General features: G+C 73.1%; 13 protein-coding genes. 9 read left to right on the top strand and 4 right to left on the bottom strand.

Going from position 1 to position 18,720, the window contains the following annotated elements; genetic code table 11:
* Positions 1-6 precede the first annotated feature (6 nt).
* The 4 genes from AC2YHB_RS20140 to pseI are packed head-to-tail and all read left to right on the top strand — an operon-like array spanning position 7 to position 4,060.
* Complete coding sequence (locus AC2YHB_RS20140; protein ID WP_179647935.1) at positions 7-894, top strand: NAD-dependent epimerase/dehydratase family protein; 888 nt, start codon at positions 7-9, stop codon at positions 892-894.
* Positions 887-1,990, top strand: a complete 1,104-nt coding sequence (locus tag AC2YHB_RS20135; RefSeq protein ID WP_036551212.1) for an acyltransferase family protein — start codon at positions 887-889, stop codon at positions 1,988-1,990. Before AC2YHB_RS20140 ends, AC2YHB_RS20135 begins: the two co-directional genes overlap by 8 nt.
* A complete protein-coding gene (locus AC2YHB_RS20130; protein ID WP_179647934.1) occupies positions 1,966-3,003 on the top strand; it encodes a putative sugar O-methyltransferase in 1,038 nt (345 codons plus the stop codon). The genes AC2YHB_RS20135 and AC2YHB_RS20130 overlap by 25 nt, the downstream gene beginning before the upstream one ends.
* 10 nt (positions 3,004-3,013) lie before the next feature.
* The gene (gene pseI / locus AC2YHB_RS20125; RefSeq protein WP_179651980.1) at positions 3,014-4,060 is read left to right on the top strand and encodes a pseudaminic acid synthase; all 1,047 of its coding nucleotides are present in this window, start codon (positions 3,014-3,016) and stop codon (positions 4,058-4,060) included.
* 25 nt (positions 4,061-4,085) lie between these two features.
* On the opposite strand, the gene AC2YHB_RS20120 is transcribed toward pseI, so the two are convergent.
* The 3 genes from AC2YHB_RS20120 to AC2YHB_RS20110 form a co-directional block, all read right to left on the bottom strand.
* On the bottom strand, positions 4,086-5,600 hold the full coding sequence (locus AC2YHB_RS20120) for a flotillin family protein (protein WP_179647933.1): 1,515 nt from the start codon (positions 5,598-5,600) through the stop codon (positions 4,086-4,088).
* A 56-nt stretch (positions 5,601-5,656) separates the two neighbouring features.
* The gene (locus AC2YHB_RS20115) at positions 5,657-6,169 is read right to left on the bottom strand and encodes a hypothetical protein (protein ID WP_179647932.1); all 513 of its coding nucleotides are present in this window, start codon (positions 6,167-6,169) and stop codon (positions 5,657-5,659) included.
* A 114-nt stretch (positions 6,170-6,283) separates the two neighbouring features.
* Positions 6,284-8,839 (bottom strand): tetratricopeptide repeat protein, encoded by a 2,556-nt coding sequence (locus AC2YHB_RS20110; RefSeq protein WP_179647931.1) that lies wholly within the window; start codon positions 8,837-8,839, stop codon positions 6,284-6,286.
* A 127-nt stretch (positions 8,840-8,966) separates the two neighbouring features.
* On the opposite strand from AC2YHB_RS20110, the gene AC2YHB_RS20105 reads away from it, so the two are divergent.
* Genes AC2YHB_RS20105 through AC2YHB_RS20095 form a run of 3 tightly spaced genes read left to right on the top strand, consistent with a single transcriptional unit; the run spans position 8,967 to position 11,630 of the window.
* On the top strand, positions 8,967-9,800 hold the full coding sequence (locus tag AC2YHB_RS20105; protein ID WP_179647930.1) for an ABC transporter permease: 834 nt from the start codon (positions 8,967-8,969) through the stop codon (positions 9,798-9,800).
* A 2-nt stretch (positions 9,801-9,802) separates the two neighbouring features.
* Entirely contained in the window at positions 9,803-10,849 is a 1,047-nt protein-coding gene (locus AC2YHB_RS20100; protein WP_179647929.1) for a taurine ABC transporter substrate-binding protein, read from the top strand.
* Between the two features lie 16 nt (positions 10,850-10,865).
* Complete coding sequence (locus AC2YHB_RS20095; protein ID WP_036551221.1) at positions 10,866-11,630, top strand: ABC transporter ATP-binding protein; 765 nt, start codon at positions 10,866-10,868, stop codon at positions 11,628-11,630.
* Between the two features lie 146 nt (positions 11,631-11,776).
* Here AC2YHB_RS20095 and AC2YHB_RS20090 read toward each other — a convergent pair whose 3' ends face one another.
* Entirely contained in the window at positions 11,777-13,402 is a 1,626-nt protein-coding gene (locus AC2YHB_RS20090; RefSeq protein WP_051933002.1) for a long-chain-fatty-acid--CoA ligase, read from the bottom strand.
* A 92-nt stretch (positions 13,403-13,494) separates the two neighbouring features.
* Here AC2YHB_RS20090 and AC2YHB_RS20085 point away from each other — a divergent pair, with 92 nt between their 5' ends.
* A complete protein-coding gene (locus AC2YHB_RS20085; protein ID WP_308645478.1) occupies positions 13,495-17,361 on the top strand; it encodes a Pls/PosA family non-ribosomal peptide synthetase in 3,867 nt (1,288 codons plus the stop codon).
* 9 nt (positions 17,362-17,370) lie between these two features.
* Positions 17,371-18,669, top strand: a complete 1,299-nt coding sequence (locus AC2YHB_RS20080) for a M1 family metallopeptidase (RefSeq protein WP_179647927.1) — start codon at positions 17,371-17,373, stop codon at positions 18,667-18,669.
* Positions 18,670-18,720: the final 51 nt, after the last annotated feature.

Genomic DNA, 18,720 nt, shown 5'->3' with positions numbered 1-18,720 from the left:
CCGCGCTTGAGGATCGTCGTCACCGGCGCGCGTGGCTTCCTCGGGGGCCACGCCGTCACCCACCTCCGCGCCCAGGGGTACGACGTCGTGCCGCTCGGCCGGGGTGAGGACGGCCTGCTCCGCCGGCTCGACGAGCCGGCCCTCACGGCGAGCCCCGCCCCGGCGCCGGCCGAGCTGCTCGCCGGCGCCGACGCGGTGGTCCACCTCGCGGCCCGGAGCGTCGACAGCCTCGCGACCCCGCTGGCGTCGTACCTCCCGGCGAACGTGGCGCTGACCGAGGAGCTCCTCCGCGCGGCCGTGGCGGCCGGTGTCGGCCGCTTCGTGCTGGCCTCCTCCCGGCTGGCCTACCCCGGCCACCTGCGCGGGCCGATCCGCGAGGACGAGCCGGAGGGCCCGGACACCTTCTACGGCCTCAGCAAGCGGATGGGCGAGGACGTCCTCGCGCTCTACGCCCGCACCTCGGGCATCGGCACGGTCGCGCTGCGGATCGCGCAGGTCGTCGGACCCGGTGACGGGGGCCGCGGCGCGCTGCCGCGCCTCGCCGCCCAAGGGCTCGCCGGCGGTCCGCTGACGGTGTCCGGCAAGGGCGCCGTGGTCCGCGACTTCGTCGACGTGCGCGACGTGGCGACGGCGCTCGAGCTCGCCGCCACCCGCCCCGGCCTGCCCAGCCCGCTGGTCGCCAACATCGGCACCGGAGGCTTCTCGGTCGCCGAGATGGCCCGCGAGGTCGCCGCCCAGTGCGGCCTCGGCGACGACGCGGTCGTCTTCGAGCCGGTGGACCGGGAGGACACCTCGGAGTACCGCCTCGACACGACGCGCGCCCGCGACCTGCTGGGCTGGACGGCGTCGTACGGGCTCTCCGCGATGGTGCGGGAGCGGGTCGGCCATGGCTGAGCAGACCGCCACCGCCACCCGTCCGGCCGCGGTCACCGCCGACGGCTACCGCCTCGGCCAGCGCCCGGCGCTCGACGGCCTGCGCGCCATCGCGGTGGCGATGGTCCTCTTCAACCACACCGCGCTGCCCCACAGCGGCACCGCCGGCACCGTGGGCGTCACGGTCTTCTTCGTGCTGTCCGGCTTCCTGATCACCCGGCTGCTGCTGGAGGAGTGGGACACCCGCGACGACATCTCGCTCTCACGCTTCTACATCCGCCGCGCGCTGCGGCTGATGCCGGCGATGGTGCTCTACGTCATCGTCACGGCCGTCGTCGCGATCCGGTACGACGAGCGGCTGGAGCAGGTGCTCTGGGCGGGCCTCTACGTCACCAACATCGTGCGCACCCTCGGCGAGTACGTCACCCTCACGCCGCACACCTGGTCGCTGGCCATGGAGGAGCAGTTCTACCTCGTCTGGCCGGCCCTGCTGATCGGGCTGCTCAGCGTGCTGCGCCTCAGCCGGCGCGGACTGGCGCTCGCGCTGGTCGCGATGATCGGGCTGTCGCTCGCCTACCGCTACTGGCTGATCGACACCGGCGCCAGCCTCCAGCGGCTGCACAACGACCCCCTCGTCGTGTCGTTCTCGCTGCTCGTCGGCTGCCTGCTCGCCGTCGTCGTCGCCTGGCGCGGCTGGCGCTTCCTCGGCGGGCTGGCCTTCGCCGCCTCGCTCGCCGTGCTGGTCTCGCTGTGCGGGCAGGACAAGGGCGTGTGGGTCTACGGGCTGATGGTGCCCGCGACCACGCTCGCCTCCGCGGTCGCGATCCTGGTCGTCGTACGCGACGGGAAGGGGCCGCGCTGGGTGCACGCCGTGCTCACCTGGGCGCCGCTGCGCGGGCTCGGCAAGATCTCCTACGGCCTCTACCTGTGGCACTACACCGTCTACTACGTCGTCAAGCAGCAGCTGCCGGGCGCCGAGACCTCGCAGGTCTGGACCCGCGTCGTCGTCGAGGTGCTGCTCTCCGTCGCGGTGGCGACCCTCTCCTACCACCTGATCGAATCCAAGTTCCTCAAGCTGAAGGACAGTGCGCGATGGTCGACACGAGTACGGAGCTGACCGACTGGAGCGGGATGGTCGACGACCTCCTCGCCGGCATCGAGCAGCGCGACCCGCTCTACACCCCCACGAACTTCTGGGGCCCGGGCGTCGAGCAGCTGCTCGGCGACCTCCGCAAGCGCGGCCTGCCGACCTTCAAGTCGTGGCCGTCCTCGCGCAGCTGGTTCTACCCGCGTTACGGCGACGGGTACCCGGGCAAGGCGATGCAGAAGATGATCGAGGCGTCACAGGTCGCCAACCCGGCGGTCAGCGAGGCCCGGATCCGCTCCATCCTCGGCGGCAGCATCGAGGCCCGCCGCGACTACCACGCCGTCCAGCTCGCCTGGGACCAGGAGCGCTGGCCCTTCGACCTGCTGTCGTACGGCGAGAACGAGCTCGGCAACGCCCAGCGCTTCCGCTTCACCGGCACCGACGTCGGCTGGAGCCGCCCCTACCTCAACTACCTGCTCTGCCTCACCGCGCTGAGCAAGCACGTCGACGCGCCACCGCGCTCCTTCCTGGAGATCGGCGGCGGCTTCGGCGTGCTCGGCGAGATCGTCACCCAGCGCGACCCGGACGCCCGGTACGTCGACGCCGACATCCCGCCGCTGGTCGTGATCACCGCGTGGTACCTCACCCAGATCCTCGACCGGCCGGTCCTCACGCCCGCCGACCTGCCGGACGGCGGGTTCGAGGTGCCCGCCCACGGCACCATCCCGAGCTGGCGGCTGCCCGACCTGCGCAGCGACTACGAGGTGTTCGTGAACTCCTTCTCCTTCCAGGAGATGGAGCCCGACGTGGTGAGCAATTACGTCGACCTGGTCGCCGCGCGCGGCGTGCGTTACGCCGTCTCGCTGAACTCGCGTGCCGGCAAGCGGCGCGCCGAGGCCGGCCGGGCCGGTGGCGCGATCGAGCCGGTCACCTCGCAGTTCATCGTCGACGCGTTCGCCCGGCACGGCTTCGAGGTCGCCGGCCGGTACGGCGAGCCGCTGATCCAGTCGGCCGGCGAGCTCGTCGTGCTCCGGCGGGCCTGAGGGCGTGGCCATGCAGATCGGTGGCATCCCGGTCGGCCGCGACGCCGACCCGTTCGTGATCGCGGAGATCTCGGGCAACCACCACGGCTCGCTCGACCGGGCGCTCGCGATCGTCGACTCGCTCGCGGGCTCCGGCGTGCACGCGGTGAAGCTGCAGACCTACACCGCGGACACGATGACGATCGACGTGGACCGCGAGGAGTTCACGATCCAGAACCCCGGCTCGCTCTGGTACGGCCGGACCCTGCACGACCTCTACTCCGAGGCGATGACGCCGTGGGAGTGGCACGAGCCGATCATGGCCCGCGCCCGCGAGCACGGGATGCTCTGCTTCAGCTCGCCCTTCGACCGCACCGCCGTCGACTTCCTGCTCGGGCTCGACGTGCCCTGCTTCAAGATCGCGTCGTCGGAGATCATCGACATCCCGCTCATCCGCTACACCGCGGCCACCGGCAAGCCGCTCATCATCTCCACCGGCATGGCCACGCTGGAGGAGATCGAGGACGCCGTCGCGGCGGCCCGGGAGGGCGGCTGCGAGGACCTGGTGCTGCTCAAGTGCACCACCAGCTACCCCGCCCGGCCCGAGGACTCGCACCTGCTGACGATCCCCGACCTGCGCGAGCGCTTCGGCTGCGAGGTCGGGCTGTCCGACCACAGCCTCGGCGTGGGCGTCGCCGTCGCGGCCGTCGCGCTGGGTGCCGTCGTCCTCGAGAAGCACATCACGCTCGACCGCAACGACGGCGCCGTCGACAGCCCGTTCTCGCTCGAGCCGCCGGAGTTCGCGCAGCTCGTCACGGAGACGGCGGCCGCGCGGGTCGCCCTCGGCGAGGTCCGCTACCAGCCGACCGAGGCCGAGGAGGGCGCCCGCGGCCGTCGCCGCTCGCTCTACCTCGTCGAGGACGTCGCCGCCGGCGAGGTGCTGACCGAGCAGAACCTCCGCAGCATCCGCCCGGGCTCCGGCCTGCCGCCGAAGCACTGGGACGAGGTCCTGGGCCGCCGCGTCCGCGAGGCGGCCCCGCGCGGTACGCCGCTGACCTGGGACCTGCTCGCGGACTGAGCAGGCCCCGGGCCGAGCGTCGCCGTCAGGCCCCCACGCCGTCGAGGGCGGGCGGCGTCGTACCGCTGCCCGCCTTGCCGACCGACTTCTGGATGAGGGCCTCGAGGTCGAGACCCGTCGAGGTCCTCAGCATCTGGAGGGTCTGCGCCACGTTGTCGGTGACCTGCCTCGGCAGGGCGCCGGCACCGTCGGTGGACAGCACGGTGAGCTGGTCGATCGCGGCGATCGGTGCGGCGACCTCCTTGGCGATCTGCGGCAGCACCTCGATCAGCATCTGCAGCACCGCGGCGTCGTTGTAGTGCGCGAACGCCTCGGCGCGCTTGTCCATCGCCTCGGCCTCGGCCTGGCCGATCGCGAGGGTCGCGGCGGCCTGCGCCTCACCCTCGGCCCGGGTGGCGTCGGCCTCGGCGAGGCGGCGGCCCTTCTCCGCCTCACCGCGCTTGATGCCCTCGATCGCCTCGGCCTCGGCCAGCGCCGCGCGGCGGCCCTTCTCGGCCTCACCGCTCAGCTTGGTCTCCTCGGCCTTCGCCTGCGCGGCTGCGATGGTCGCGGCCTTGCGGGCGTCGGCGGCCGCGATCTCCGCCGTACGACGGGCCTCGGCCTCCTGCTCGACGCGGTAGCGCTCGGCGTCGGCCGGCTTGCGGACCTGGGTCTCGAGCTGGCGCTCGGTCAGCGCGGCCTGGCGGACCGCGACCTTCTCCTGCTCGGTGAGGATCGCCTGGTCGCGGTCGGCCTGGGCCAGCGGTCCGGCCGCCGCGGCCTGCGCGGAGGCCGCGTCGGTCTCGGCCTTGATCTCGGCCTGCTTCAGCGCGAGCGCCCGCTGCGCGATGGCGATCTCCTGCTCCGCGGCGATCTGCGCCTGCTCGGCGGCCTGCCGGGCGTTGGCCTCAGCGATCCGGGCGGCCTGGCTGGCGCGAGCGGCCTCGGGCCGGCCCAGGTCGGCGAGATAGGTGCCGTCGTCGGTCACGTCCTGGATCTGGAACGCGTCGAGGATCAGGCCCTGGCCGGTGAGCGAGCTCTCCGACTCGTCGGCGACGCGCTGGGCGAAGGCGGCCCGGTCGCGGATGATCTGCTCGACCGTGAGGCCGCCGACGATCGAGCGCAGCGCACCGGCGAGCACCTCCTGGGTGAAGGTCTCGATGTCGGCCTGCTGCGAGAGGAAGCGCTGGGCGCCGAGGCGGATCTGGTCGGCGTTGCCGCCGACCTTGACGATCGCGACGCCGTCGAGGTTGAGCTTGATGCCCTGGCCCGACACCGCGCCGCGGATCTGCACGGAGATCCGGCGGCTGGACAGGTCCATCGTCGCCAGCTTCTGGACGAACGGGACGACGAAGACGCCGCCGCCGAGCACGACCTTCTGCCCGGACAGGTCCGTCGTCAGCTCCCCGGTCTCGGGGTTGACCACGGCCTTGCCCTTGCGGCCGGTGACGATGAAGGCCTGGTTGGGGCCGGCCACCTTGTAGCGGCTGGTGACCAGCAGGACGAGGAGGACCAGGAGGACGACGATGCCGGCGACCGGCACCCAGACGGCGGTGTTCATGTGTCTCGACTTTCTTGTCGGTGGGGACTGCTGGGGGTTCGGGGAGGGAGGGGCGCTCAGGCCGGCCGGGCAGGCGGTTGCCACACCTCGGTGACGCTCACGGCGGTCGGCGACAGGACGCCGGTCACGTTGACCTCGGCGCCCGCCTCGATGGGCTGGTAGGCGCTGGCGTTGAGCTGCAGGGGATGGCCGCCGACGACGACCCGGACGACGCCGTACCCGTCGGCGGGGATCGCGGTGATCACCCGGGCGACCTGGCCGACGCTGTCGCTGATCGCGACCGTGCCGTCGCTGGGGCCGTCCTTGACGAGCCGGGTCAACCACCAGGCGAACCAGGCGACGACGACACCGGAGACCACCCCGACGGCGATCGATGCCGGCAGCGGCGCGCCCGCGCCGTCGGCGATCGCGCCGCCGAATCCGAAGGCGGAGGTGAAGCCGCCGAGGGCCGCCGTGGAGATCCAGTCGGCCTCGAGTGCGTCGAAGGCACCGTCGAGCAGGTCACCGGCCACCAGCGAGGCCAGGACGACGGCGATCCCGACCATGCCGAGGATGAGGAAGACGGTCACGGGAAGCCCTTCGGGGTCGACGAACACTGTGCCGACCAGGCTTCCCGGCGCTCCTGCAGGCGACCCTATCGGACGTCGCGACCCCGCGCGCGGGATTTTCCTCCGGCGCAGGCGTCAGAGCCCGAGCTCGTCCTTCATGTGGTGCAGCTCCCGGGCCACCAGCTCGTCGTACCCCTCGGCGGTGGTGGCCTTCGCGAGCAGCTCCATCGCCTCGGCGGCCGGGACGATCGGGAACGCCTCGGCGTCGAGCGTCGTGTAGTCGCGCACGGGGAACTCGCGGACCACGAAGCCCGGGACGCCGCGGGTGAGGCCCTCGATGAGTGCGGAGGTGCCCATCGAGACCGACGCGAAGACCATGTTGGGCAGCTCGAGGCGCAGCGAGTGCTGGTAGATCGGCTTCCAGCCGGCCGTCTTGCCGACCGTCTGGAAGAGCCAGTGCTCGTGCTCGCCGGTGAGGCCTCGGGGCTTGAAGTAGACGTCGACCGGGTGGTGCTCGCGCAGGGCGGCCAGCTCGTCGAAGAGCCGGATGTAGAGCTCGCGGTGGGCGGCGGTGTCGAGGGTCGGCATGTTGCCGAGTGTCGAGCGACCGCCGAAGATCACCAGCGAGACCGGCTTGCCGGGCTCGAACGGCCGCGGCGGGGACGGCGACAGCATCGAGTCGGCCGAGTGGTGCACGACCTTGTCGGGGAACGCCCGGCGCCAGGCCTCGGCGCCGCTGTGCGTCACCGCGTGCACCTCGTCGAAGGAGTCGGCGCGGCGCAGGTCGACGTGGACCGGGTTGGTCGAGTGCGGCCACACGATGACCCGGCCGCCCGCACGGCGGACCGTGTCGCCGACGATCACGCTCTCGGCGTACAGGTGGTCGCCGATGTGCGCCTCGGTGACACCGCGCCGCTCGATGTCGGCCGCGGCGGTGCGGGCGAGGTGCTCCAGGAGCGGTGACGTCGCGCGGTGCAACCACTCCTGCCAGGTGCCGCCCAGCGGCTCGCCGACCTCGACCGACCCCCTCGCCCTGCCGCCCTCGGCGCCGAGGGCGCGACCGGTGAGCCGGGCGACCCGGGTGAGCGGGTACTCGAAGGTCTGCAGGACGCTCTCCTCCGGGTGGAGGCGGGCGGTGGCGTGGATCGGGTACTGCTGCTCGATCGAGCGGTCGTAGGCGAACTCCTTGACGACCGAGCCGGACTGGTAGACGACGACGTCGTCGAGCTCCTCGACGAGCGGCACGACGCGGCGGATGCCCGCGGGGACCACCGCTCGCGTGTGCGGCGCCGGATCCTCGACCACGTCGAGCGCGGCCATCACCGAGCGCCACTTCGGGACGAAGCGCACCGTCTCCGTCGCCCGGCCGACCGACTCGTTCTCGATCCGCACGAGGAAGGCGTTGGCGCCCCGCTCGAGGAGCGCGAAGTAGAGGAAGACCAGGTCGAAGTCGCCGGACGCGTAGCCCTCGAGGTAGCCGAGCTCGGTGCCGAGGACCTCGATCAGGACCGGCTCGCCGGCGGCCCGCGCGGCCAGCTCGGCGGCGAGGCGCTGCATCGGCACGAACAGCGCCGACTCGTGGTAGACGTTCACCATCACCGCGTCGGACAGGGTCTCGGCCGGCAGGTGCGGCGGGGACGCGAACCGCGCGCCGAACTCGTCCGCCCACGCCCGTGCCTGCGCCAGCAGGATGTTGGTCGGGCTCAGCGGCTCGGGCCAGCGGTCGCGCTCGCTGATCTCCTGCACCAGCCGGCCGACCGCCGGACGGTCGATGTAGTGGCCGGACCGCAGCGCCAGCTCGAGCGAGGAGTGCCGTGGCACCCGGACCAGCCGGACCGGGCCCAGGCCCGTCCCCGTCGCCGTGTACGACGGCAGCGCTCCGCGCACCTCGGCGACCTCGTCCGCGCCGATCGGCAGGGCGCCCGGCGTCGTACCGGACTCCAGACGGGCGGCGGCCAGCTCGTAGGCCACGGGGGCGTCGTCGGGGTAGAGCCGCGCCGCGCGCTCGAGGACCCGGATCCGGTCGTCGTCCATGCTCGACTTGCCGAGCACGCGGGCGAGGGCGCGGTGGAAGAGGGGCCCCGCGGGCCGGTCGAGCAGGGCGTCGGCGGAGTCGAGGTGGTTGACGACCTCGTGCCACGCGGCCTCGAACCAGTCGGCCTGCGAGGCGCGGCGGGGGAGCGGGCGCGGGTCGGGGTCGTCGCGGGCGGCCGATCGCCAGTAGCGCACCCAGCGCACGACGGCCTGGTCCCAGTCGGCGCGCGCCATCGCGACGTGGGCGGTCTCCCAGAGCACGATCCGGCGGTGGGCGTAGCGCTCGAGCGCCTGGGTCGCGATCGCCTCGGCCGCGTCGATGTCGCGGGCGCGTCGGTGGCTGTGCACGGCGCTGACCCAGCCCGGCGCGTTGAGGTCGTCGGCGCGGGTGGCGACCAGCTCGGCCCAGCGGTCGCGGGCTGCGGCCCAGTCGCCGCGCCGGCCCTCGAGTCGGGCCCGCGCGGCGAGCAGCGTGATCTCGTCGGGCTCGGAGGCGAGGGCCTTGTCGAGCACCCGCTCGGCGTCCTCGAAGCGACGGGCCTCGACGTGCGCCGCGCTCTCGGCCAGCCAGGCCGCGCGCTGCTCCTCGGCCGGGGTGGGGGGTGCGGCCCGCCGCTGCCGGAGCCTGCGGACGGCGGCGCGGGCGGGGCGGGCCAAGCGCCGCAGGGATCGATGGCTCCGGGGCGCCATGGTCGAGTCGCACCTTCCGCTCTGCTGTGGGTGGGATGCCGCGTCAGCATACCAAGTGAACAATGTCGAGTGAGACACTGTAGATTACCCGGCCATGTCCTCCTCGCACCCCGATGTGGTCCGTGGCCCGCGCCGATGGCTCGGGCTCCTGGCCAGCCTCGTCGTGCTCCTGGTGGCGTGGTCGGTGGTCGCCGCCGCGGACCTGGTCGAGCCGCACTACCTGACCCCCAGTCCGCTGGAGGTGTGGGACGCGTTCGTCCGCGCCAACAGCTACCACCCGGTCGGTGGCGGGGTGGACCGCGTCGTGCGTGGCGAGGAGCACTACTTCCTGTGGGAGCACCTCGTGGTGAGCCTGCGGCGGATCGGGCTGGGCCTCGTGCTCGGCGTCGTGGTCGGCGTACCGCTGGGGCTGCTGATGGGCACCGTGCGGTGGGTCGGCGACCTGGTCGGCCCGTACGTCGACTTCCTGCGCTCGCTGCCGCCGCTGGCCTACATCGGCTTCCTCGTCGCGTGGTTCGGCATCTACGACACCTCGAAGGTGTGGCTGCTCTTCCTCGCGGCCTTCCCGCCGATCACGCTCGCCACCATCAACGGGGTGCGCGGGGTGAAGCAGGACCAGCTCAATGCCGCCCGGAGCCTCGGGGCCTCCGGGTTGCAGCTGACGACCCAGGTCGTCCTCCCCGCGACGCTGCCGGACATCCTGTCCGGGCTGCGCGTCGCGGTGGGCTTCGCGTGGACCACGGTCGTGGCCGCGGAGCTCGTCAACGGTCTGCCGGGCATCGGGGGCCTGGCCTACCTCTCCGGGACGCAGAACAAGATCGCGCTGTCGGTCGCCTGCATCCTCGTCATCGGCCTCACCGCGATCGCCCTTGACGCCGTCATCCGCTCCATCGAGAAGCTCGTCGTCCCGTGGCGAGGAAAGGCCTGACCATGAAGACCTCCCGCTGGACCGCCGCCGCCGCGCTGGCCGCCGTCGTCCTCCCGCTCTCCGCCTGCAGCCTCGGCGAGGACACCGAGGCCGCCGCCAGCGACTGCCCGTGGACGGCCGACGAGTCGGTCGAGGGCACGGTCCGGATCGGCTATCAGAAGATCCCCAACGGCGACGTCGTCGTGAAGGACCAGAAGCTCCTCGAGAACTGCCTGCCCAACGCCACCATCGAGTGGAACAACTTCGCCTCGGGAGGCGACGTCGTCCAGGCGTTCGGCGCCGGCAGCATCGACATCGGCCTCGCCGGCTCGTCGCCGTCGACGAAGGCGCTCTCGGCACCCCTGAGCCTGCCGGTGAAGGTGATCTGGATCCACGACGTCATCGGTGAGGCCGAGTCGCTCGTCGTGCGCGACGGCGCCGCCACCGACATCAAGGGGCTCAAGGGCAAGACCATCGCCACCCCGTTCGGCTCGACCGCCCACTACTCGCTGCTGCAGGCGATCGCCGACGCGGGCGAGGACCCGGCCGACTACAAGCTGATCAACAGCGAGCCCGAGCAGATCGCGCCCGCCTGGGCCAACGGCGACATCGACGCGGCGTGGATCTGGGACCCGACCCTGTCGGAGCTGAAGAAGCAGGGCGGCACCGTCATCCTCTCGAGCAAGGACACCGCCGAGGCCGGCAAGCCGACCTACGACCTCGGCCTCGCGTCGACCAGCTTCATCGAGGAGAACCCGAAGGTCCTCGAGGCCTGGGCGAAGGCACAGGACTACGCCGTCGAGCAGATCCTCGACGACCCGGACAAGGCGGCCGAGAGCGTCGCGATCGAGGTCGGCGTCAGCACCGACGAGGCCAAGGCGCAGTTCGCCGGGCTGACCTACCTGCGGGCGGCCGACCAGGCCGGCGACGACTGGCTGGGGAAGAAGCTGGGCACCGACCTGCTGGGCACGGCGAAGTTCCTGCTGCAGCAGGACGGCATCTCGGCCGTGGCCCCCGCGGCGACGTACGACGACGGGGTGGACGCCTCGGTCGCCGCCTCGGCGGAATGACGGGCGGGACGAGCCGATGAGCAAGGGCATCGACGTGGCGGGCCTGGCGCACGAGTTCCGGGCCCGCGGCGGCGCCGTGCCCGCGCTCGACCGGATCGACCTCGCCATCGAGCCCGGCGAGCTGGTGACGCTCGCCGGGCCGTCCGGGTGCGGCAAGACGACCTTCCTGCGGATGATCGCCGGCTTCGTCGCGCCGTCGTCGGGCTCCATCGCCGTCGGCGGTACGACGGTCCGCGGCCCCGGCGTGGACCGCGGCGTCGTCTTCCAGCAGCCGACGCTCTACCCGTGGCTCGACGTACGCCGCAATGTCGCGCTCGGCCCGAAGCTGCGCGGGATCGGCAAGGCCGAGCGGCTGGCGACGGCCGACCGCTACCTGTCGCTCGTCGGCCTCACCGACGCGGCCGACCGGCGGCCCTACGAGCTGTCCGGCGGCATGCAGCAGCGCGCCCAGATCGCCCGCGTGCTCGCCGGCGACCCCGAGGTCGTGCTGATGGACGAGCCCTACGGCGCCCTCGACGCGCTCACCCGCGAGCGGCTGCAGAACGAGCTGCTCACGCTGTGGCGCGAGACCGGCAAGACGATCCTGTTCATCACGCACAGCGTCGACGAGGCGGTCTTCCTCGGCTCGCGGGTGCTCGTGATGAGCCCGCGCCCGGGGCGGATCGTCTTCGACGAGCAGGTGCCCTTCTCCGCCGACGCCTCGCTGACGCCGGACCAGGTCCGCGCGCTGCCGGAGTTCGCGGCGACGACCGCCCGGGTGCGGGCGGCCATCGCGCACTGACCCGAGTCGGTGGTCGAGGAGGGCGCCCTGGCGCCCGTCTCGAGACCCGGCGAGCCGGTGCTGGGACGGTGCCGGACACCGTGAGCGCACCATGGCCAGGGGTCTCGTGACGGTTGCTGCGCAACCTCCTCGACCACCGGGGCCGGTCACACCTGGCGCTGCTGGTCCTCCCAGTACGGCTTGCGCAGCTCCCGCTTGAGGATCTTGCCGGTCGGGTTGCGGGGGAGCGCGCTGATGATGTCGACGGACTTGGGCGCCTTGAAGTGGGCGAGGCGCTCGCGGGTCCACTCGATGAGCTCGACCTCGCTGGCGTCCGAGCCCTCCTTGAGCGCGACGACCGCCTTGACCGACTCGCCCCACGTCGGGTCGGGGACGCCGATGACAGCGACCTCGAGGACGCCCGGGTGCTCGGAGAGGACCCGCTCCACCTCCGGGGAGTACACGTTCTCGCCGCCGGTGATGATCATGTCCTTGAGTCGGTCGGAGACGAACACGAAGCCGTCCTCGTCGACGTGGCCCATGTCGCCGGTGCGGAACCAGCCGTCGGGGGTGATCACCTCGGCGGTCGCCTCGGGCTTGTTGAGGAAGCCCTTCATCAGCTGCGGGGTGCGCAGCCAGATCTCGCCGTGCTCGCCGGTGGCCACCTCCTCGAGCGTGGCCGGGTCGACGATGCGGACCTCGCACTCGGGCACCGGCTTCCCGGCCGAGACCAGCCGCTCGGGGTGGCCGTCGGCCTCGGCGGTGCGGTGGTCCTCGGGCATCAGGTGGGTGGCGACGCCGGCGACCTCGGTCAGTCCGTAGACCTGGATGAAGTCGGTGTCCGGCCAGGCCTCCATGGCCGCGCGGAGCAGCGGCGGCGGCATCGGCGCGGCGCCGTACGTGTAGGTCTTGAGCGCCCCGAACAGCTTGACCGCGTCGGGTCCGGCCTGGAGCACCTGCGCCAGCACGGCCGGGACGAGGAAGGTCCGGTTGGCGCCGGCGAGGATCGCGCCCGCGAGCGAGGCGGCGTCCGGCTCGCGCGTCATCACGCTGGGGACGCCGTCGTGGATGCCGAACAGGACGTACGACGACCCGCCCACGTGGAAGAGCGGCATGGCGACCATCGACTTGTCGCCGGGCTCGAATCCCCAGCCGTCGTGGGCGTTGATCGTGTGCTTGACCATGTTGCGGTGCGTCAGCATCACGCCCTTCGGGCGCCCGGTGGTGCCCGAGGAGTACATGACCAGGCAGACGTCGTCCTCGAGCACGTCGGGCCCGTCCGCGCAGGGGGTCGACGACGCCAGGAACTGCTCGTAGGCGTCGTCCTCCCCGCCCTCGGGGGTCACCTCGATGATGTGCTGGACGTTGGGCAGCCGGTCGCGGATCGCCTCGATGGTCGGCATCAGCTCGCGTCCGACGAAGAGCACCTTGGCGCCGGAGTCGTTGACCGCGTAGTCGATCTCGTCGCCGGCCGAGCGCCAGTTGATGATCGCGTTGGCGGCACCGATCGAGCCGGCGGCGAGGCTGATCTCCACGCACGCCGGATGGTTCTTGTCGAGGAAGGACACCACGTCGCCGCGTGCGATGCCGAGCTCGCGCAGGCCGCCCGCGGCGCGGTGCACCCGGTCGTGCCACTGCGCCCAGGTCCAGGTCCGCCCGAGATAGCTCATCGCCTCGGCGTCGGGCGTGGCCTCCGCCCAGTGGTTGAGCCGGTCGTCGACGTAGGTCGGCTCGGGAGGGACCGCGGGGGGCCAGGCCTGGTGGGTGGACGGGGACGTCGTTGTCGCGCTCACCCCGCAGATTGTGGCCCACATCACAAGCCGGCACAACGAAGCGACCGCGGGCGCGCCACCCACCGTTCACCTCGATCCGAAACGATGGAGAGGTGAACGCCCCGTCCCCCCTGCTGCGCGGCGACGAGGCACCCGCCCCCCGCACCCTCGTCGACGTGTTCCGTCGTACGGCGGCGGAGCACCCCGACGCGATGGCCCTCGACAGCGGCAACGACACCGTGACCTACGAGGAGTTCGCGGAGGCGGCCGAGGCGGTCGCGGCCGACCTCGCCGAGCTCGGCATCGGCCCGGGCGACAAGGTCGGCGTCCGGCTCCCGTCCGGCACGACGGACCTCTACGTCGCGATCATGGGCATCCTGTTCGCGGGCGCGGCGTACGTCCCGGTCGACGCCGACGACCCCGAGGAGCGCGCCCGGCTCGTCTTCGGCGAGGCCGCCGTGGCCGCGCTGGTCGGGACCGGACTGGTCATCGAGCCCCGCCGCGACGCCGCGCCCCGCCAGCGGCAGGACCCGACGGTCGACGACGACGCGTGGGTGATCTTCACGTCGGGCTCGACGGGCACGCCGAAGGGGGTCGCCGTCACCCACCGCAGCGCCGCGGCCTTCGTCGACGCCGAGTCGCTGATGTTCCTGCAGGACGCCCCGATCGGCCCGGGCGACCGGGTGATGGCGGGCCTCAGCGTCGCCTTCGACGCGAGCTGCGAGGAGATGTGGCTGGCCTGGCGGTACGGCGCCTGCCTGGTCCCCGCCCCGCGCGCCCTCGTCCGCAGCGGGGTCGACGTGGGCCCGTGGCTGACCGCCAACGACATCACCATCGTCTCGACCGTCCCGACCCTCGTCAGTCTCTGGCCCGACGACGCGCTCGAGAGGGTGCGGATGGTCATCCTCGGCGGCGAGGCGCTGCCGCCCGAGCTCGCCGTCCGCCTGGTCCGTGAGGGGCGCGAGGTCTGGAACACCTACGGCCCGACCGAGGCGACGGTCGTCGCGTGCGGCGCGCTGGTCACCGCGCAGGGCCCGGTCCGGATCGGCCTGCCGCTCGCCGGCTGGGACCTCGTGGTCGTCGACCCGGCGACGGGCGAGCCCGTGGGGGAGGGTGAGCGGGGCGAGCTGATCATCGGCGGCGTCGGGCTCGCCCGCTACCTCGACCCGGCCAAGGACGCCGAGAAGTACGCCCCGATGCCGACGCTCGGCTGGGACCGCGCCTACCGGAGCGGCGACATCGTCGTCAACGACGCCGCGGGGCTGCTCTTCGCGGGGCGCGCCGACGACCAGGTCAAGCTCGGCGGGCGCCGGATCGAGCTCGGCGAGATCGACTCGGCCCTGCTGTCCCTGCCGGGTGTCACCGCGGCGGCCGCCGCCGTGCGTCGTACGACGACCGGCAACCAGCTCCTCGTCGGCTACCTCGCCACCACCCCCGCGTACGACGGCGCCGCGGCGACCGCCCACCTGCGGGCGACCATGCCCGCCGCGCTCGTCCCGCGGCTCGCGGTCGTCGACGACATCCCGACCCGCACCTCCGGCAAGGTCGACCGCGACGCCCTCCCGTGGCCGCTGCCGACGGCCGATCCCGCCGACTTCGGCCTGCACGGCACCGCCGCCGTCATCGCGGAGGTCTGGCAGAAGGTGGTCGGTGCCGTCCCGGAGGGCCCGGACGCCGACTTCTTCGACCTCGGCGGCGGGAGCCTGACGGCCGCGCAGGTCGTCACCCTGCTCCGCGCCGACCACCCCGACCTGACGGTCGCGGACCTCTACGAGCACCCGACCGTCGACGGCCTCGCCCGCTTCCTCGACGCGCTCGAGCCGACCGCGCTCGCCGAGCAGAGCCGCAAGGTGCTGCCGATCCCGCGCAAGACCCAGCTCGGACAGGTGGTCGCGGTCCCGCTGCTGCGGGCGCTGGCCGCGCCGCGCTGGCTCGCCGGCACGCTCGCCTTCTCCCGGGTCGTCCACGACCTGCTCGACGTCGACTGGCTGCCGGCCGTGCCGTGGTGGCTGCTGGCCCTGCTGCTGGTGGTCTTCGTGACCCCTCCCGGCCGGATGCTGCTGGCGGCCAAGCTGGTGCAGGCGGTGCGGGCCGGCGTCCGGCCGGGGGAGTACCCCCGTGGCGGGAAGGTGCACCTGCGCATCTGGATGGCCGAGCGGATCGCCGACGAGCTCGGCGCGACGCGGCTCGCCGGGGCGCCGTACATGACCTGGTACGCCCGCCTGCTGGGCGCGAAGGTCGCCCGGGGCGCCGACCTCCACTCGCTGCCGCCGGTGACCGGGCTGCTCACGGTCGGCAAGGGCGCGTCGATCGAGCCCGAGGTCGACCTCACCGGCTACTGGATCGACGGGGACACGCTGCACGTCGGCGGGATCCGGGTCGGTCCGCGCGCCCGCGTCGGCACCCGCTCGATGCTCGGCCCGGACGCGGTCGTGGGCGACGACGCCGAGGTCGCGCCCGGGTCCGCCGTGTTCGGCGAGGTGCCGGCCGGCGAGTTCTGGTCCGGCGCCCCCGCGACCCGCGCCAGCTCGGCCGCCCGCGGCCCGTGGGCCGAACGCCCGGCCGCGACGAGGCGCACGCTCCGCCTCTGGGCCGTCTCGTACGCCGCCGCCGCGGCCGGGCTCGCGCTGCTCCCGGCCCTCGCGATCGCCGCCGCGCTGGTGCCCGCGCTGCTGCTCGCCGACCTCGGCGGGACCGACGGCGTAGGCGACGCCGTGCGGGCGGTGCTGCCGTGGCTGGTCCCCGGCGTGGTGCTCGGCGCGGTGACCCTCGCCGTCCTCGTCCTCGCCGTCGTGCGCCTGCTGGGCCGGGGCGTCAAGGCCGGCGCCCACCCGCTGCAGAGCCGGCCCGCGCTGTGCGTGTGGTCGACGATCCGGGTGCTCGACGAGGCCCGGACCTGGCTGTTCCCGCTCTACAGCTCCCAGCTCACCCCGACCTGGCTGCGCCTGCTGGGCGCCCGGATCGGCCGCGACGTCGAGGCGTCGACGGTGCTGATGATCCCGTCCCTCACGACGGTCAGCGACCAGGCCTTCCTCGCCGACGACACCCTCATCGGCGGCTACGAGCTCGGTGGCGGCTGGCTGCGCGCCGAGCGGGTCAAGGTCGGCAAGCGCGCGTTCGTCGGCAACTCCGCGATGGCCGCGCCGGGCCGCAAGGTGCCGAAGCGCTCGCTGGTGGCCGTGCTGTCCGCCGCGCCCGCGCGCGGCACCGTCAAGGCCGGCGAGTCGTGGCTGGGCAGTCCGCCCGCACCGCTGCGCCGCGCCGAGCAGGGCTCCGCCGACGAGCGCACCTACGCGCCGCCGCGCCGGCTCAAGGTCGCCCGTGCCTGCTGGGAGCTGGCCCGTGTCATCCCGCTGGCCCTGGCCGTCGGGCTCCACGTCGCCGTGGTGGCGGGGACCCTCGCGGCGTGGAGCGAGTACGGCGCCGTGGCCGGCCTGGTCGCCGTACCCCTCCTGCTGTGGGCGGCCGGCGCCGTGGCCGCGCTGGTCGCGATCGCCGCCAAGTGGCTCCTCGTCGGCAAGGTGCGCGCCGGCTCGCACCCGCTGTGGAGCTCGTTCGTGTGGCGCAACGAGCTGGCCGACACCTTCATCGAGGTGCTCGCCACGCCGTGGTTCGCCGGACTCGCGACGGGCTCGCCCCTGATCACGCTGTGGTTCAAGGCGATGGGCGCACGGGTCGGTCGCGGCGTGTGGTGCGAGTCGTACTGGCTGCCCGAGGCCGACCTCGTCGAGCTCGGCGACGGCGCGACCGTCAACCAGGGCAGCGTCGTGCAGACCCACCTCTTCCACGACCGGCTGCTCGCGACCGACGCCGTGCGGCTGCGTCGCGGGGCGACGCTCGGGCCGAACTCCGTGGTGCTGCCTGCCGCCACGCTGGGCAAGCACGCTACCGTCGGGCCGGTGTCACTGGTGATGAGGGGCGAGACGGTGCCGGACAAGACGCGGTGGATCGGCAACCCGATCGGCCCGTGGGCCGAGTAGCGCGCGACGATGCCGCACCTGCCGACCGCTGACCCCTACCTGCCGGGCCACGGCGACCCGTCGTACTCCGTCCGGCACTACGACCTCGACCTCGTCTACGCGCTCGAGGGCAACCGCCTCTCCGGGACGGCCACCCTCGACGTGGTGACGCTCGAGGAGACCGCCCGGCTGGTGCTCGACCTCGCGCACCTGCGGGCCACCAAGGTCCGCGTCGACGGCGCCCGGCTGCGCAAGTGGAGCGCACGCTCCGAGCGGCTGGTCCTGCAGCTCGACCGCCCGGTGCCGTCCGGCGCGGAGCTGCGGCTGACCATCGCGTACGGCGGCGTACCCAAGCCGGTCATCGACCGCCACCACGGCGACGCCGGCTGGGAGGAGCTCGCCGACGGCGTGATCGTCGCGGCCCAGCCGCACGGCGCGCCGACCTGGTTCCCCTGCAACGACCGGCCCGACGACAAGGCCACCTACCGGATCTCCCTGGGCGCCCCCGCGGGCTACGTCGTGGTCTCCAACGGCGAGCTGGTCGAGCACCGCCGCCGCGCGAGCGTCGAGGAGTGGACCTATGTCATGGACCGCCCGATGGCGTCCTACCTCGCCACCGTGCAGATCGGCCGCTACGCCTCCACGACCCACGGCCCGACGGTCACCACGATCGCACCGTCCGACGCCGACCTCGCGGGCTCCTTCGACCAGCAGGGCGCGATGCTGGAGTACTTCGAGCGGGTCTTCGGGACCTACCCGTTCGAGAAGTACGCCGCCGTCATCACCGACGACGACCTCGAGATCCCGCTCGAGAGCCAGAGCCTGTCCACCTTCGGCCGCAACTTCTGCACGGCGGAGTGGTCGCACGTGCGGCTGGTCGCGCACGAGATGGCGCACCAGTGGTTCGGCAACGCCGTGACGCTGCGCCGCTGGCAGGACATCTGGCTGCACGAGGGCTTCGCCTGCTACAGCGAGTGGCTGTGGTCGGAGGAGTCCGGCGGCCCGCGCAGCTGCGACGGCTGGGCGCGCCACCACCACGAGCGGCTCGCGGAGGCCGGCCAGGACCTCGTCCTCGCCGACCCGGGCCCGGAGCTGATGTTCGACGACCGCGTCTACAAGCGCGGCGCGCTCGCCCTCCACGCGCTGCGGGTCGCCGTCGGCGACGACGCCTTCTTCGACCTGCTCTCCGGCTGGGTCGAGGCGTACGACGGCAGCAATGTCACCACCGACGACTTCCTCGCGTTCGCGGGGGAGCGGACGGGCACCGACGTCGCGTCCATGCTGGCCCCGTGGCTGTACGACGAGGCGCTGCCGCCCTTCCCCGGGTAAAGAATCCGCGAACCTCGGGTGGCGGTCGGCCGACACTGCGAGGCTGGGGCC

It is taken from the genome of Nocardioides sp. SRI_004 (assembly GCF_057586415.1).
This window is presented reverse-complemented; position numbering and strand designations above follow the sequence as displayed.

Excerpts from the sequence above, each read along its gene's own strand:
- AC2YHB_RS20105 (WP_179647930.1), top strand. The coding sequence starts at position 8,967 with ATGTCCTCCTCGCACCCCGATGTGGTCCGTGGCCCGCGCCGATGGCTC.
- AC2YHB_RS20080 (WP_179647927.1), top strand. The coding sequence starts at position 17,371 with ATGCCGCACCTGCCGACCGCTGACCCCTACCTGCCGGGCCACGGCGAC.
- AC2YHB_RS20130 (WP_179647934.1), top strand. The coding sequence starts at position 1,966 with ATGGTCGACACGAGTACGGAGCTGACCGACTGGAGCGGGATGGTCGAC.
- AC2YHB_RS20120 (WP_179647933.1), bottom strand. The coding sequence starts at position 5,600 with ATGAACACCGCCGTCTGGGTGCCGGTCGCCGGCATCGTCGTCCTCCTG.
- AC2YHB_RS20095 (WP_036551221.1), top strand. The coding sequence starts at position 10,866 with ATGAGCAAGGGCATCGACGTGGCGGGCCTGGCGCACGAGTTCCGGGCC.
- AC2YHB_RS20100 (WP_179647929.1), top strand. The coding sequence starts at position 9,803 with ATGAAGACCTCCCGCTGGACCGCCGCCGCCGCGCTGGCCGCCGTCGTC.
- AC2YHB_RS20135 (WP_036551212.1), top strand. The coding sequence starts at position 887 with ATGGCTGAGCAGACCGCCACCGCCACCCGTCCGGCCGCGGTCACCGCC.
- pseI (WP_179651980.1), top strand. The coding sequence starts at position 3,014 with ATGCAGATCGGTGGCATCCCGGTCGGCCGCGACGCCGACCCGTTCGTG.